At 71.3% G+C, this 14,790-nt stretch carries 13 protein-coding genes, 1 tRNA gene and 1 pseudogene; 5 read left to right on the forward strand and 10 right to left on the reverse strand.

From position 1 onward, the window contains the following. The first annotated feature begins 568 nt into the window (after positions 1-568). Entirely contained in the window at positions 569-3,118 is a 2,550-nt protein-coding gene (locus ACX9I7_RS31690) for a helicase associated domain-containing protein (RefSeq protein WP_459389278.1), read from the forward strand. A gap of 256 nt (positions 3,119-3,374) precedes the next feature. On the opposite strand, the gene tgmC is transcribed toward ACX9I7_RS31690, so the two are convergent. Genes tgmC through ACX9I7_RS31705 form a run of 3 tightly spaced genes read right to left on the reverse strand, consistent with a single transcriptional unit; the run spans position 3,375 to position 5,827 of the window. Next, positions 3,375-4,571 carry an ATP-grasp peptide maturase system methyltransferase gene (gene tgmC / locus ACX9I7_RS31695; RefSeq protein ID WP_459389290.1) on the reverse strand — a complete coding sequence of 399 codons (1,197 nt, stop codon included), beginning with the start codon at positions 4,569-4,571 and terminating at the stop codon, positions 3,375-3,377. Positions 4,572-4,576: 5 nt separating this feature from the next. After that, positions 4,577-5,554, reverse strand: a complete 978-nt coding sequence (gene tgmB / locus ACX9I7_RS31700) for an ATP-grasp ribosomal peptide maturase (RefSeq protein WP_459389279.1) — start codon at positions 5,552-5,554, stop codon at positions 4,577-4,579. 6 nt (positions 5,555-5,560) lie between these two features. Beyond that, a complete protein-coding gene (locus ACX9I7_RS31705; protein ID WP_459389280.1) occupies positions 5,561-5,827 on the reverse strand; it encodes a putative ATP-grasp-modified RiPP in 267 nt (88 codons plus the stop codon). A 158-nt stretch (positions 5,828-5,985) separates the two neighbouring features. On the opposite strand from ACX9I7_RS31705, the gene ACX9I7_RS31710 reads away from it, so the two are divergent. Both ACX9I7_RS31710 and ACX9I7_RS31715 read left to right on the forward strand, forming a co-directional pair. Continuing rightward, positions 5,986-7,359 carry a Tat pathway signal protein gene (locus tag ACX9I7_RS31710; RefSeq protein ID WP_459389281.1) on the forward strand — a complete coding sequence of 458 codons (1,374 nt, stop codon included), beginning with the start codon at positions 5,986-5,988 and terminating at the stop codon, positions 7,357-7,359. Between the two features lie 13 nt (positions 7,360-7,372). Beyond that, positions 7,373-7,651, forward strand: coding sequence for a DUF6087 family protein (locus ACX9I7_RS31715; RefSeq protein ID WP_459389282.1), 279 nt, complete (start codon positions 7,373-7,375; stop codon positions 7,649-7,651). Here the strand turns inward: ACX9I7_RS31715 and ACX9I7_RS31720 are convergent. Both ACX9I7_RS31720 and ACX9I7_RS31725 read right to left on the reverse strand, forming a co-directional pair. After that, positions 7,648-8,220 carry a transcriptional regulator gene (locus ACX9I7_RS31720; RefSeq protein WP_459389283.1) on the reverse strand — a complete coding sequence of 191 codons (573 nt, stop codon included), beginning with the start codon at positions 8,218-8,220 and terminating at the stop codon, positions 7,648-7,650. The two genes, ACX9I7_RS31715 and ACX9I7_RS31720, sit on opposite strands and share 4 nt — an antisense overlap. Beyond that, positions 8,220-8,588, reverse strand: a complete 369-nt coding sequence (locus tag ACX9I7_RS31725; protein WP_459389284.1) for an NUDIX hydrolase — start codon at positions 8,586-8,588, stop codon at positions 8,220-8,222. Before ACX9I7_RS31725 ends, ACX9I7_RS31720 begins: the two co-directional genes overlap by 1 nt. A gap of 416 nt (positions 8,589-9,004) precedes the next feature. Between ACX9I7_RS31725 and ACX9I7_RS31730 the strand changes: the two genes are divergently transcribed. Next, the gene (locus ACX9I7_RS31730; RefSeq protein WP_459389285.1) at positions 9,005-9,790 is read left to right on the forward strand and encodes a polysaccharide deacetylase family protein; all 786 of its coding nucleotides are present in this window, start codon (positions 9,005-9,007) and stop codon (positions 9,788-9,790) included. Between the two features lie 597 nt (positions 9,791-10,387). Here the strand turns inward: ACX9I7_RS31730 and ACX9I7_RS31735 are convergent. Further along, a complete protein-coding gene (locus ACX9I7_RS31735; RefSeq protein ID WP_459389286.1) occupies positions 10,388-11,101 on the reverse strand; it encodes a TetR/AcrR family transcriptional regulator in 714 nt (237 codons plus the stop codon). Between the two features lie 163 nt (positions 11,102-11,264). Between ACX9I7_RS31735 and ACX9I7_RS31740 the strand changes: the two genes are divergently transcribed. Continuing rightward, positions 11,265-12,215 carry an NAD-dependent epimerase/dehydratase family protein gene (locus tag ACX9I7_RS31740; protein WP_459389287.1) on the forward strand — a complete coding sequence of 317 codons (951 nt, stop codon included), beginning with the start codon at positions 11,265-11,267 and terminating at the stop codon, positions 12,213-12,215. 526 nt (positions 12,216-12,741) lie between these two features. Here ACX9I7_RS31740 and ACX9I7_RS31745 read toward each other — a convergent pair. From ACX9I7_RS31745 to ACX9I7_RS31760, 4 genes and pseudogenes are all read right to left on the reverse strand, one after another. Further along, positions 12,742-12,815, reverse strand: a tRNA-Met gene (locus ACX9I7_RS31745). Positions 12,816-12,913: 98 nt separating this feature from the next. Continuing rightward, positions 12,914-13,162, reverse strand: a pseudogene (locus ACX9I7_RS31750) (transposase); the annotation flags it as partial. Between the two features lie 515 nt (positions 13,163-13,677). Beyond that, complete coding sequence (locus ACX9I7_RS31755) at positions 13,678-14,205, reverse strand: hypothetical protein (protein ID WP_459389288.1); 528 nt, start codon at positions 14,203-14,205, stop codon at positions 13,678-13,680. A 291-nt stretch (positions 14,206-14,496) separates the two neighbouring features. Then, on the reverse strand, positions 14,497-14,790 hold a 294-nt coding region (locus tag ACX9I7_RS31760; RefSeq protein WP_459389289.1), incomplete at its 5' end, for a nucleoside deaminase.

Consider the following 14,790-nt stretch of genomic DNA (forward strand, 5'->3'; position numbering starts at 1 on the left):
CGCGGTCTGCTCCGCAGACACGACGCGCCGCCGCTACGCGGCGGGAGCAGCACCCCACTCCGTGGGGTGCTCCGGGACTCCGTCCCGGAGATCCGGGCCACTCCGTGGCCCGGGAGGCCAACTCCGTTGGCCTCGGGCTCGGATCGCTCCGCGATCCGGCCTGAGGGAACGCGCTCCGCGCGTTCCTGGGCTAGCAGGATCAGCACGCGAGTGTCGGGTGACGCTGAGTGACGATTCGTCAGGATGTCTGTTTTATTGTCTAGTTGGGGCGGGGTCGGGTGAGGTGGCAGGCGACCCCGCCATGGCGGTCCCTGGGTGGAGGAGATGGGCGGACCGGGAGGCTTCAGAAGGGCAGTGTGCGTCATTCTGACTGGCCCGCTACGTTATGGAGAGAGCGGCGGTCCCCGTCACGGGTTCGGCGCGATCGGGCGGGGCATCCCCACCCGATCGGAATCCCGTTCTTGAAGAGCTGAAAAATCCGGGTTATTCGACTCTCGTGGTTTCTGCCATAACTGAATTCCAGTGGAACCGAAAAAGTGTCAGGCGCGAACAGGCGAAGGGAAAAGGCATGTCGAGGAAAGAACTGTTCCCGCATCAGGTGGAGGCGGTCGATGCCGTCCTCCGTGCTCTGCAGACCCCCCTCAGCGGACACATGCCGGCCGAGGGATTGCGGACCCAGGTCATCGCCGCGACCGGCTCGGGCAAGACACTGATCGCCGCCGAGGCCGCCCGGAAACTGGGGGCGCAGCGAGTGCTGGTCCTGGTGCCGACCCTGGATCTGCTGACGCAGACAGCGGCCGCATGGAGAGAGGACGGCCGCACCGGGGTAATGATCGGGGTCTGCTCGCTACGAGCCGAGGACTCCGGTGGTGTGCCCTGCACGACGGATCCGGCCGAGCTCGTGGCGTGGGTGCGGGGGCTGGAACGGGTCACGGTGTTCGCCACCTACGCCTCCGTCGGCCTCGGCATCCTGCAACGCGCCCACCTGGGTGTGTGGGACCTGATGGTCGTGGACGAGGCGCACCGGACCAGCGGGGACGCGGGCAGGCCATGGGCGGCCGTACATGACCAGACCAAGATCCCGGCGGCCCGCCGGCTCTACATGACCGCCACTGCCAGAATCTGGGAAGCGGCCGAGGGCACCCGCGGTGACGGGCGAGAGGAGCCGCGGCTGATCGCGAGCATGGACCCCGACTCCCCTGTGTTCGGGCCGGTGGCGTTCAAGCTCACCCTGTCCGATGCCATCAGCCGCGGCCTGGTCGCGCCCTACCAAGTCGTGTGCGCTGACATCACCGACCCCGAACTCCACGAAGCGCACGAGCAGGCCGCCAGCGCCGGCTCGGACGAGGTACGCGGGGCGCGGCTCGCGGCATTGCAGACCGGCATCCTGGCCGCTGCCGCGCAGGAGCGGCTGCGGAAGATCCTGGCCTTTCACAGCAAGGTCTCCGAGGCCGAGGCCATGGCCGAGGGTGTTGTCGACGTCGCCGAGCGGCTGTGGGAGGACGATCCGCGCCGGTTCCCGTCGCCGGAGCGGGTATGGGCCGACTGGCTGTGCGGCGAGCACTCCCCCGGCCACCGGCGGGCCGTGCTGGACGAGTTCGCCTCCGACGTCATCGAGGACCAGGACGGGCTGCGGCCAGCCGCTCTGCGCGTGCTGAGTTCCGTGAGGGTACTGGGCGAAGGCGTTGATACGGCGAATTGTGATTCCGTTGCATTCTGTGATGCGCGAGGGTCGATGGTCGATATCGTGCAGATGGTCGGCCGCGCACTCCGTATGAAGCCCGGTGAAGGAAAGATCGCTTCGCTAATCGTTCCCGTATTCCTCGCGCCGGGTGAAAGCCCGGATGAAATACTGACCTCCCCGGCCTACGGAACCCTGGCGAAGATCCTCGAAGCGCTCCGCGCACACGACACCGACACCATCGAAGCCCTCGCCGACCCCCGTGTGCGCACCGGCAGTTACGAACCCGAGGAGGAGAAAGCCGGGGCCGGTGAAGGCGACCAGGAGCGGCTGGAGGGTGAACGGGGGCCGAGTGTGCCCGCGAGGGAGCTGCTGAAGTTCAGCACGCCCCGGGACCCGGCGCAGCTGGCGCGGTTCGTAAAGCTGCGGGTGATCGAGCCGGAGAACGCCTTCTGGCGGCGCGGGATCGAGGCGTGCATGCGGTACGTGAAGGAGACCGGCGCCGCGCAGTTGCGGGTGCCGTACGACTTCGTCACCCCGCCGGAGTGGTCGCCTGCCGGGTTTCCGCTGGGGACATGGCTGGCTGACCAGCGTCGCTTCAACAAGGCCGGACGCCTGGCCCCGGACCGGGCCGCAGAGCTGGACGGGCTCGGGATGGTCTGGTCGCACCAGGACGTCGCGTTCGAGGAAGGACTCGCCGCCGCACGGGCCTGGGCTGAGGTGCACGGGCACTTCCTGCCGCCGGCCACCGCCGTCTGGGAGGGCTACCCGGTCGGGGTCTGGGCGAAGAACCAGCGCACCGCGGCCCGGCTCGCGGATGCCATCGCCGGACGCCGCGCAGCCGGCCTCCCCGTCCCGGCCGGGGTGAAAGCCCTCACCAAGGCGCGGCGAGAGGCGCTGGAGGAGATCGACCCGGGCTGGTGCCCGGCATGGGACACCGGATGGCAGCGCTGCTTCCGCCTCGCACAAGCCCACATCGAAAGCGGCGGAACGATGCCGACGGTTGGGGGCGAGCTCGTTGTGCAGGGCGAAGACCTCGGACGGTGGGCGACCGCCTGCCGTCTCGGCTGGGACGGCTTGCTGCCGGTCCAGCAGTGGATGCTCGCCAACGTTCTCGGCCTCACCCCCGCCGGGGAAGACGAGCAGCCCGTAAAACGCACGCAGGAAGACAAATGGGCCCTCAACCTCCGGGCCGCACGCCAATACCACGCCCGCGAAGGACACCTCAACGTCCCAAGGAAACACATCGAGCACCTCGCGGAAGGCGGGCCGACAGGCCCTCAGGGCGGCGCCGGGGAGCCCCAGGCGGTGAAGCTCGGCATGGCCCTCGACAACATCCGCAAACGGGCCGGCAAACTCACCGCACAACGCCGCACCGACCTCAACGCCTTGGGGATGCGCTGGACCAGCACCACAACCAGCAGGAACCCGCGGTAGAAAACGGCTGGGAATGCGACAGGCCCGGATCCAAGAGGGTCCGGGCCCCGGCGGTACCACAGGGCATTCCAGAGAACCGGGACTGGGCCTGCCGCTACCTTGCCCAGGACGCCGGCAGCCGGGCCGACGCCGAGTCCCTGGCAGTCACGTGCGGTGATCCCCTGGCTCGCTCTCCGCGCTCCATGACCTGGCGTCCGGGGCAGGGGCTGTCGCGCTCCCTGCCCCGGGCGTCAGGAGACTGCATTCCCTAACCGTGTCAGGGCCGGGGCAGCATCAGACCGGGCAGCCTCAGGTGCCGCAGGTTCTGCCCACCGCAAGCTTCGATGCGCAGGGTGAACGTCTCCGGACCTGGCCGTCCCGCCTCGTCGTAGGCATCCAGCACCGTCTCGATGCGCTCCCACAGCCGCACCGGACCGTCCTCGTGCACCTCCCACCGGCCGCCCTCCGGGTTGAGGACGGCGGCGGAGCCGGTAACGACGTCGACAAGGTGCACCACGTCGCCGACCGTGACCAGCTGGGCGTCCGGGACGGCGCACTGGGCGAGGAACCGCAGGTGGAACGTCTCCTCGGTCGCCGCCGTGATCCGCTCCGGGGAATGCCGGGCCGTACGGCGCTTCTCCGGCAGGTCAGCGGCCCAGTGGGCGGGGTTGCCGAACACCGGGGCGGCGTGGGTGCGGGCGGACATGAAAGACACGGTGCCGGGCAGCAGCGGCCCCTCGGCCGTGCCGTCGCCGCCCGCGGTGAGCAGGACGCGGGCGTAGCCGTAGAGCCAGCCTGAGAGGGTGAGCAGGATCTTCCCGCCCGGGCGGATCTGGGCCAGTAGGGCGGGCGGGACGGCGCGGAAGGAGCAGGCGGCCACGATTCGGTCGAAGGGCGCCTGGGGCCAGTAGCCGTACAGGCCGTCCGCCACAGCGAGGGTGGGGGTGTAGCCCAGGCCGAACAGCGCGCTCGCGGCCTGCTTCAGCCGGCGGGCGTCCACCTCGATGCTGGTGACGTCGGCGGAGCCGAGGCGCTCGCAGGCCAGCGCGGTGGAGTAGCCGGTGCCGGTGCCGATCTCCAGCACCGTGTGTCCCTCGGCCACCTCGGCGTCCTCCCACATCCGCACCACCAACGATGGCAATGTGCTGGAGGAGGTCGGAGCCCCGCCGTGCCGGGCGTGTGGTGCCTTCCAGTCGGGTTCGTCGCCGTCGAACTGGGTGATCAGCGTGGTGTCGGAGTATGCGGCGGCCAGCCACCGGCTGTAGTCCGCCTCGGCGGTGACCGGCTCCCAGATAGTCAGCCCCTGCTGATCGCAGATACTGGTGGGCAGGTAGAAGCCGGGCACGAAGCGGTGCCGGGGCACAGTCTCGACCGCCTGCCGCCAGGCCGGATCGGCGAGGACGCCGTTCTCGGCCAGGGCCTTGGCCATCGCGCTGCGGAGCTGCGCGGCGTCCGCGTCGACGTCGGTGGGCATCGTCGTCACGTCCGGCCTCCTTCGGAGGTGAGGAGGTCGGCGAACGCCTCCGCGATGCTGTCGGCATCGGGCAGCCAGGCCCACTGTCCGTTGGGGTTGCACTCGATGAACACCCAGTCCTCCTCATGGTTGCCGGGCCCGGTGAGGGCGAAGTCGAAGCAGCCGAAGACCAGACCGAAGGCCGCCAGGTACGCGTGCAGCGCCGTCTGGATAACGGCGGGGACGGCGATGGGGGTGTGCTCCAGTGCCTTCCAGTCGCCGCGGCGCCAGTCCAGCGCGCCGTCGGGAGCCGCGATCTGCTGGGCGAACACCCGCCCGCCGACGATGGTGACGCGCACGTCGCCTGTCTTGGGGATCTCGGTCTGGAACAGGTGCGCGGTCACCGCGAGCGAGTCGTCGAGGGTCGCTGGGTCGATGCGCTGGGTCCAGATCGCGCCGGCGTTCCCGTCCTCGTCCTGGGGCAGGCCGCGGAACGTCTTGTAGATCAGCGGGCCGTGTTCGGCGGCGAACTTCGCCGCGGCCTCGGCATCGTTGGTGATCAGCGTCTCGGGCACCGTCAGGCCGAGCCGGGCGGCCTGCTGGAGCTGGGCGGGCTTGAAGTCCGCGGCCGTCACCGCCAGGGGGTGGTTGACGTAGCGGACGCCGTGGAGGTGGTTGAGGATGCCGCCGAGGCCGTGCCGGGCTTCGGCGGTGGCGAAGTCGCGGGCCTGGGGCGGCAGGTGCGCGAAGCGGGTGGTGTACGGGGTGGGGCGGCGGTAGTACACCGCCGCCACCTCCCCCAGCTCCACCTCGCGGCTGGCCGTGCGCAGCCGCCCGCTCCACACCGGGGCCCCGGCGCCGAGGCGGGCCCCGAAGGTCAGCTCGGGCCCGATGTCGGCAGGGTCGACGCGGGCGACGGGTACCTCACGCTCGTTGAGCGTCTCGATGACCCAGTCCGCGGTGACGTCTTCCAGGGATGTGATGACCAGGACGAGGGGAGCCACGGCGTCTCAGTCCGACTCGTAGTCGGTGGTGACGTCGTCCTGGGTCTGCGGCTGCGGGTCCTTGCCGTCGCCGCCGCCCGACATCGAGGCGGTGCCCTTGGTCTCCGAGCTGCCGTGCTTGCCCATCTCCACCACCTGGCCGCCGGCGTCGGTGTAGCGGGCGGTTTGCGTCGCGTCGTCCAGCATCACGGAGGCGTACGGCAGCGGGCTCGCCGGCAGCCGGTCGGTCACCAGCCGCAGCGCCCACGGTGCTTGAGCGGTAGGAGTCGCCATGTGCTCACCCTTCCCCTCTCGATGAAGCGGAAGCCCAGCAGCTCCCGCGAAGAGAAGAATCCTCCCCGTGCGCCGGGCGAGGCCAGTACGGTGGGTGCCGCGAACCGTGGCGAAAAAACCACGCTCCGTGACACAAAGTCGGGGAGGGCGAGACGGTGATGACCGGCAGATCCAGCAACCCGCACCTGGCCCTGTGGGTCGCTGCCAGCGGCCTGTCCCACGGGGAGATCGCCCGCCGTGTCGCCGCTGAGGCCGTCCGCCGAGGTCACCGGCAGATCGCCCCGGACGCCACCCGCGTCCGCCGGTGGATCGACGGCGAGCGACCTCGCCCGCCGGTGCCCGCCCTGCTCGCCGCCGTGCTCCCCGATGCGGTCGGCCAGCCGCTTACTCCTGGTGGCCTCGACCTGACGGCCGCCGGGGCGGTGCTGGATACGATCGCCCTTCCGCTGCTGACCGAGGCAGCCGCCCAGACCCTGGCCGGATGGACGCAGATGGACCTCTTCCTGGACCGCCGCGACACCCTCAAGCTCGCCCTCGGCGCCTCGCTGATCCTCGCCGCCGAACGGATGCTCGGCGGCACCGCCCACGCCGTGGGCCGCCACGCCAGAGGCTTCGACGCCGACACCGCCGCCGCCCTGGAAGAGGTCACCGCCTTCTTCACCACGGCGGACGCCGCCCGGGGCGGCGGGCTGTACCGCTCGGCGATCGTCGCTCAACTCGCCGAGGCCGCCCGCCGCGTCCAAGATGGTGTCCCGCCCTCGCTGAAGTCCCGGGTCTTCGCCGCTACCGCCGATCTGGCGGCGCTGGCCGGGTGGGTCAGTCACGACAGCGGCCGGTACGCCACCGCCCAGCGGTACTGGTCGTACGGCATCTACGCCGCCGGCGAGGCCGGACAGCGCGACCGCGGGGTGGAGATCGTCACCCGCATGTCCCACCAGATGATCTACCTCGGCCACCTCCGCGATGCCCTCGGCCTGCTCGGCGTCGCCGCGAAGAAGGCCACCTTGCCCGCCACCAGGGCACTGGTCGCCTCCCAGACCGGACGCGTCCACGCCGCCCTCGGCGACGAGCGCCAGGCCGACCGCCACCTCGGCGCCGCCGACGGCCTGGTCGCGGACGGCCTGGGAGACGTGCCCGGCTGGGTGGCGTACTTCGACGCCGCCGAGCACGCCGGCGCCCGCGCCGTCTCCGCCCGCGACCTCACCCAGACCAGCCACGACCGCAGCCGCAGGCCCGCCAGCCGCCACTTCACCGACGCCATCGCCCTGCGCAGGCCCGGCTTCGACCGGGTCAAGGTCATGGACCGCATCGGGCTGGCCGCCGCCCTGTTCGACGAGGGCGAGCCGGAGCAGGGCGCCACCGCGGCCCGAGAGGCTCTCGACCATGCTGCCCGCGTCGACTCCACCCTCGTCGCCTCCCGCCTCAACGTCCTGCTGGCCGCCGCCCACCCGTACAGCACCGCCGCAGTGGAGGAGGTCCGCACCCGCGCGAAGGATCTCGCGGCATCCCGCCCGACGACGGTCGCGGCCTGAGAACGTCACCTCCATGGGCAAGCACTCTCGGCCCGGGCCGCCGAACCAGCCCTCCCGCGCCGTCCCCCGCCTCAACCTCGACGACCAGCTCGCCGCGTACCACAAGCGGCGCCGCCCACCGCTGGACATCTACCGCCGCCACCGCCCGCTCCACGGCGGCGGCGCCAGCCACCTCCGCCCCAGCGAGCCGAGAGCCCTGGAGGAGTGGGACGGGTTCTCCTACGCCCCCGCCGGAACCGCACCCGACCTCGCGGCAGCCCAACGGTGGGTAAACGAACCGCTGCTCTTCTAGGCGGCGAAGCCGAGGTTGGTGACGTACTCGTACTGCCCCCACTGCGAGCCCAGGTCCACGATCGTGTCGTCCCAGGCAGCATCGAGGCCCTGGTAGTCGCCGGCCGCCCAGGCGCCGACGATGCGGTCCCAGCGGCGCACGTTCATCGTCCGGTACTCCACGACGCGCTGCAGCGGCCGCGGCACCTGGGACTGGTCCAGGGGATGGATCTCCACCCGCGTCCCGCGCCCCTGCCGGTTCAGGCGCTTGAGGAGGTGCCGGGCGACGTTCTGCCGGCGCACCGTCCGATACGCGGCATCGATCCTCGCCAGGCTGGCCTTCGACGGCTGGCGTTTGCCCTCCAGCCATGCCTTGAGCGTCCGGTCGGTGACCGTCAGCCCCGCGTCCTGTGCGGCCTGGCGGCTCTTGCCCGACCTCGTCAGGTAGTGCAGACGCGCTATCCAGCCCCGCCTGACGGTCACCGGGGTCGCGATGCCGCCAGCGAGCTCGTCCAGCTTGCGGGCCACGGCGTCACTGCCCCTGATGCCTCGGGCGCCGAACTTCCCGAAATCAAGGTTCTTCTCCGGCACTACTCCCCCTCCCTACCCGTCTCAGTGTGCCCGGTGACGGCGGTGGCGAAGTTGAACTGCCGGGTGCGGCGGCCGGAGCCGGAGCGGTAGTCGAAGTGCCCCAGGTAGCCGCCGGCCTCTGCCACGGTCAGGCCGGTCTCCTCGGCGACCTCGCGCCGCAGGGCCCCGATCAGGCTCTCGCCGGGCTCGACGCCGCCGGAGGGCAGTTCCCACAGGCCGCCGAGGTAGTCGTCGGCCGGCCGGTGCAGCAGCACCTTGTCGTCGGGGTCGGTGGTGACGGCGCCGACGACGCTCTTCTCGATGCCGTCCCGTGCGGCGGTGCGGACGAGGTCGTCCAGAAGGTCGGGGGTGACGGTGGAGGAGGTCACGTCAGGTCCTTCGCGTGGGTGGCGACTTTGGCGATGGCGGCGGTGTAGGCGTCGGCGAGGCGGACCTCGCCCTCGCGATGCCACACTGGCAGCTTCAGCGTCGTGGCGTGCACGTGGTCCGCCGTCGGGAAGCCGCCGGTCGGCGGGCCAGTTCGTCGGCGTAGCCGGGCAGCAGGGCGCCGGGGGTGCGGAACAGCGGATGCGTGTGCAGCGGGCAGGTGGAGCCTGGCTGATCGGCTTCGGTGGCGCCTTCGGCGTGGAGGGATCGATAGGCGCCCGCGGCTTGTGCGTGACCGCGGCCTGGCCCGAACCAGGCTGCTCGACCACGCGCCCATGCTCTGCTTTCTCCCCCTCCCAGGTGCGGCATCGGCCCGGCGAACCGCCTCCCCGGGCAGGCCCTTGTGCACAATGGCCTTGTGCCGCCGACTGATCGTCCGTTGTCGCGCCGTCGGCTGCTCACGGCCGGTGGGACCGTGCTGCTCGGTCTGGGCACTCCGGTGGCGTCGGTCGCCGTGTCCGAGCCGGTCCCCACGCCTGAGGAGGTGGTCAACGCCGGTCCCATGGTCATGGCCCTCACCTTCGATGACGGGCCCAGCCCGCAATACACACCGCGGGTGCTGGACAGGCTGCGTGACCACCGTGTCCGCGCCACGTTTTTCGTCTGCGGTGACAATGTCGTGCGCTACCCCGCGGTGGTCCGCCGGATCGTCAGGGAGGGGCATGTGCTGGGAAACCACACGTGGTCCCACCCCCGCCTCGACGGCCTGGCCCCCGCTGACGTCCGCGGCCAGATCCAGCGCGCCCAAGACGCCATCACACGTATCAGCGGCCACAGGCCCGTACTGTTCCGCGCCCCGTACGGCCAGTTCACCGACAGTACCCTGGCCCTCTGCGCCGAACTCGGCCTCCGTCCGATCTCCTGGTCGGTGGACCCCAAGGACTGGACCAACCCCGGCGCCGGCACCATCGCCGAACGAGTCCTCGCCGGAGCGGCCGGCGGAGCCATCGTGCTGAACCACGACGGCGTCGAGGGCGGCGACGACAACCCCCAGCCCGGCACCGGCGCCGACCGCTCCCAGACCGTGGCCGCCCTGAACGCCTACCTGCCACGGCTGATCGCCGCCGGCTACCGTTTCACCACCCCCGACCGCCACCCACCGGCCACCCGCCGGCGTGCTTCGCGGTCACAGGCATGGGGTTGAAACTACGGATCCACCCGCCCGCCGCCTTCGCCCTCTCCCAGCCGCCCCGCCTGGACGGCTGTCTCGCCTGGACGGCTGTCTCGCTTAGGCCCCGGTCCGTCGCGACGCGTATGTGCGCTGCCCTCGGCGGTGTGCCGGGCATCCGGGTGCCGCAGGTTCCGGGCTCTGTCCGGCCGTCCTGGTACGCGCTGCCGCTGCGGTACGAGCCGGCCGGGCTCAAAGGGCTGCCCCTGGAGCGGTTCCTCGAGGCCGTCATGCCGAAGGCGCCACCAAGACGGACCAACCGGGCTCCGCCTGCTCGCTCCACACCACCCGCTGTTCCAGACCCCAAGAGCCCTGCTGCCTGGCTACGCTGACCCTCCAGCGCCCGCCGCCGGCGACTTCCCGACGGCCGAGCACGTGCACGCCACCACCTTCAAGCTGCCGGTCCGGCACCCGGCCGACCTCCCGCGTGGAGGGCCGGCCGAGGCCCGCCGCTGTACGCGGTCGGGAAGCCCGTTGCGGTGCGCACGGTGTACCTGGAGAACCGGCCCATCGCCGCCCCATCGCCGCCCTGGCCCGCTGCCCGGGGGCGCCCGGCTGGGGGGCGGAGGGGGGTCAGGTGAGGTGAAAGGCGGTGGCCAGCATGGTCATCTGGGCTCTCAGGAGTGTTCGGGCGTGGTGGCCCATGCCTGTGTACTGGCCGGACACTTCCAGGTGGGCGGTGCCGTGCAGGTGGGACCAGGCGAGCACGGGGCCGGCGAGGGCGCAGCCTGCGTTCGGGTCGTCGGGGGTGAGGCCGGTGTATTCGTGCAGCCAGTCGGCGGCCGTTTCGTCCTGGTGCAGCCAGGTGGTCATTTCGTCGACGACCGGCTGGACGGCGGGGGTGGGGCGGCCGTTGGCGAAGATTTTCACGAAGGGGCCCATGGCGGCGCGGGCGCGGCGGATCGTGTCGGGTGGGGCGGCGTAGCCGGGGATGGGGTTGCCCTGGATCAGTAGGTAGCGGTGGGGTTGCGTGGTGGCCCAGTCGAGGTAGGCGTCGGTCAGGCGGTGGAGGGCGGCGGTGGGGCTGTCGGGCAGGTCGGTGGCCGTGTGGCGGATCGTGGTGGCGATGTCGTCGTAGGCGTCGCGGACCAGGGCGTGGAGGAGGTCGTCGCGGTTGGCGAAGTACCGGTAGAGGGCCGGGCCGGACAGTCCGATTTCTTTGGCGATGCGGGTGAGGGCCACGGCGGAGGGTCCGCCTTCGGCCAGTTGGGCGAGGGCGGTGTCCTTGATCTGGGTGCGGGTCTGTTCGCGGTAGCGGTCCCGGGGGCTGGTTGCGGCGGCGGCCATGGTGTTCCTCCTGTGCTGTGTGGTGTCCCGGGTGGGGGTCTTCGGTGGGTCTTGCCTGGATGACACCCAAGAGAGTTATAGTGTCTAACAGTCGTGATTCATTGTAACTCAGGGGCTGCCGCGCGCGGCTGACAGCCCGTCCGAAGAGCTGGAGGACATCCTCATGAACGCCGCTGAACTCCACGTCGTCCTGGGTGCGGGCCCCGCGGGCACCGCCGTCGCCGCCGAACTCGCCCGCCGGGGCCACCGGGTCCGTCTCGTCGACCGCTCGGGCACCGGCGCGCCCGTCGACGGAGTCGAGCGCCGCAAGGGCGATGTGAGCACCCTCGAGGGAGCACTGACGGCGATCGAGGGCGCCGGCGTGGTCCACCACTGCGTGAATGCCGCCTATCACCTGCAGGTCGAGGTCATGCCCGGCATCCAGGACGCGGTCCTCGGCGCGGTGGAGACCACCGGGGCACGCCTCGTCGTCCTCGACACCCTCTACCCCTACGGCGAGACACACGGCCGGGTCATGACCGAGGACACCCCGTGGAACGCGACCGGCGCCAAGGGCAGGATGCGGGCCGCCCTCGACGAGAAGTACCTGGCCGCGCACCGCGACGGCCGGGCCCGTGTCGTGCTCGGCCGCTCGGCGGACTTCGTCGGCCCCGGCGTGCTCAACTCCACCCTGGGCGGTGCCGTCTTCCCCGGCGCCCTGACCGGAGGCGAGGTACTGGGCCTGGGCGACATCGACCTGCCCCACAGCTACACCGACATCCGCGACGTCGCCACCGGCCTGGCCACCCTGGGCGAACACCCCGACGGCGACGGCCGCGTCTGGCACCTGCCCACCGGCCCCGCCCGGACCACCCGCGAGATCTTCCAGGAGATCGAACGGAAGACCGGACAGCCCCTGAAGATCACCATCATGAGCGAGCCGCGCCCCTTCGGGCCGTTCGACGAGGTCTTCACAGACTCCTACGCCGAGCTGTTCTACCAGCACACCGAACCGCAGGTGATGGACTCCACCGCGATCCAGAAGACCTTCGGCATCAAGCCGACCGCCCTCGAGGCCACCCTGGACGACACCCTCGCCTGGTACCACACCTTCCTCGCCCGGGCCCGGCACTGACCACGGACACCGGACCGCGGGCGCCGGACCGCGGGCGCCGGACCGCGGGCGCCGGACCGCGGGCGCCGGACCGCGGGCCGCGGATCGCGGATCGCGGATCGCGGACACCGGCGCCCCCTGAACACGGCGTCCATCACGGACACCGTGCGGGGAGCACAAGCCCACAAGCACGCGCCGGCTTCACAGACGACGATCCCGCCGTTCCCGGCCCTGGCCCGTTGTGCGGCGGCGACGAAGTTCCCCAAGCACCCGGTGACGTAGCCGGCGTCGTAGCCACCCTGTCCGGCAAACCGGCCGAGGCAGGGACCGCCGCCTCGCACTCGGTGGAGAAAACATCCAACCGCCTTCGAAACACAGACGCCGGGGCGCGGCAGTGCCTTCGAATCACCAGACCTGTCTCCGCCCCGGCCTCTTGGGCACACACAGCCCAGGCCAGGCCAAGTGGCAGGTCAGGGGCGTGGGCCCAGGGGCGGCCAGGAATGCGGGAGGGCCCGGATCCCATCGGATCCGGGCCCTCTTGAAGCAGTAGCGGGGACAGGATTTGAACCTGCGACCTCTGGGTTATGAGCCCAGCGAGCTACCGAGCTGCTCCACCCCGCGTCGGCAGACCCCACCGTACGCCATCCTCACGAGTACCGGAAACCACCTCCCGCCGGCGCCGGTCCACCGATCGAACGATGCGTCGAGGGTGGCTGGGGTTACCGACGGGCTACGGAGAGCCGGCCGCCAGATGTGATACCGAAGGCATTCACAACGGTCTGTCCAGGACGGTCTTCCCGCACATGGCCCAGCGGGCCAGGCCCTTGCCGACAGGGTCCAGGGACATGACCGCCATGCAGACGCACTTCATGACGGCGAGTCTCGTCCGGGAAATACCCACGGGCCCTGACCGCCCGGCCGATCCACGCGTTCACCGACCCAACCTCGATCGCGTTCGTCGTGAGCACACCACCCTGCTGGGCGGCGTGCACGGCCATGGCGGGGTGCGGCGGACGCCGAGGAGTCGACGGCGATCGAGTCCTCCGCGGTCACGCCAGATCGCCGGGGCGCAGCGGGGTGTCGTGCGGGCAGCGGGGTGTCGTGCGGCGCGACAGCCACCTTGCCGGCTGCCGGCTCGTGCAACGTGTCCCCGGGACGCGTTCCTGGCACTGGAGTACCCTTCGCGGCCCCACCGATCAGGGTGCGCAGAGCACCGAAGACGGGGAAGTGCCGGGTGCGGACGAGAGCGTGGTGTTGTGTGTGGGGGGGGGCGGGTGCTGAAGCCTCGGCAATGGCGAAGGCTGCGGGCCTGGGCAGTCCTTCGGGTACGGCGGTAAGCCGTATGTCACGGCCGGTCTGGGGCAAGACTGTAGTCCCCCGTACCCGAACCGCCCCCACCCCCGGGTGAGAATCCGGCCTGCGCACGGTGCTGCTGTCCACGCGAACATGCACTGTGCGCCGTACACCGGCATGGCCGGACCGGTCAGGCCCCCGCGACGCGACGCCGGCGGCGGCGGCGGTAGTCGAGGGTGACGGCAGCCAGGAGTGGCCCCCAGGCGACGAGAGGCAGGTAGAGGAGGCCGGCGAGGGTGTTGCCGCCAGGGGTCATGCCCGGGTGGGGGAAGGCCCACCAGAAGGCGAACTGGGCAAGGCCCAGGGTCAGCACCCCGGCGCCGAGGCCCGCCGCCACGGTGACCATGCGCGGGTCCGGCCGGCGCCCGCCGACGAGGGGGATCCACCGCGGCAGCATCTCACCCCACGGCCGGACCAGTCCGAGTGTGAGCAGCGCCAGCAACTCCCCGGCCATACTGAGCCCGGCCACGTACACCGCACCCCAGCCCGTGAAGCCCATCGCCTCGTACCCGGTCCCGGTGTACCCGGCGGTAAAACCCGCCGCCAGCAGCAGGCGCCACACCCCGGACGGCAACGTGACCAGCGCGGCGGCATGGGCCGCCCGGACGGCCCAGCGAGGCGGGGGCGGGAGGCCGGGGACGAGTCGGGTGGTGGTCATGTGCACTATCGTCCCGGCGTTTCGTCGCCCCGGCATCGTCCCAGAGGACCGGCCTCGAGCCGGCCTCGGGAGGAGTGTCCGTACCGCTGTCTCCCCCGCGCGGGGAAAGGCAGCCCCCCCCCCGCCGTTCACGGGCGCTTCGGTGAGGGCGTGTGGCCGTTGCCGGCCCCGGCGCCACCCGTGCAGCGTGGGCTCGAGCAGCTCCTGGCCAGCTGGGGCCGGGGCGTCATGGCGCAACCGTATCCGGGACGGCTCCCGGTGCCCGGCGGACTTCGGTGCGAGGTGGGCGCATCAGTGCGGCCGGTAGTAGGCGTCTATAGGGGCGCGCGCCTCGCCGAACAGGGCAGGGCCGTCCTGCGCTACCGTCGGCCACTGACCCGACGCCGGGTTGAGCTCGACGAGTTGCTCGGCGGAAAGCGCGTAAACGACCCGGCCGAGGCCAGAGCGGACGATACCGCCCGCACACATGGTGCAGGGCTCACAGCTGGTGTACAGGGTCGTGCGTGCGGCCGCCTCCGGGTCGAGCTCACGGGCCACCCACCGGGCGAGTTTCAGTTCCGGATGGGCAGTAATGTCATTGCCGCG

This window comes from Streptomyces sp. L500 (assembly GCF_054551825.1).

Coding starts and splice junctions, on each gene's coding strand:
- ACX9I7_RS31690 (WP_459389278.1), top strand. CDS start 569: ATGTCGAGGAAAGAACTGTTCCCGCATCAGGTGGAGGCGGTCGATGCC.
- tgmC (WP_459389290.1), bottom strand. CDS start 4,571: ATGCCCACCGACGTCGACGCGGACGCCGCGCAGCTCCGCAGCGCGATG.
- ACX9I7_RS31705 (WP_459389280.1), bottom strand. CDS start 5,827: ATGGCGACTCCTACCGCTCAAGCACCGTGGGCGCTGCGGCTGGTGACC.
- ACX9I7_RS31710 (WP_459389281.1), top strand. CDS start 5,986: ATGACCGGCAGATCCAGCAACCCGCACCTGGCCCTGTGGGTCGCTGCC.
- ACX9I7_RS31715 (WP_459389282.1), top strand. CDS start 7,373: ATGGGCAAGCACTCTCGGCCCGGGCCGCCGAACCAGCCCTCCCGCGCC.
- ACX9I7_RS31735 (WP_459389286.1), bottom strand. CDS start 11,101: ATGGCCGCCGCCGCAACCAGCCCCCGGGACCGCTACCGCGAACAGACC.
- ACX9I7_RS31740 (WP_459389287.1), top strand. CDS start 11,265: ATGAACGCCGCTGAACTCCACGTCGTCCTGGGTGCGGGCCCCGCGGGC.
- ACX9I7_RS31755 (WP_459389288.1), bottom strand. CDS start 14,205: ATGACCACCACCCGACTCGTCCCCGGCCTCCCGCCCCCGCCTCGCTGG.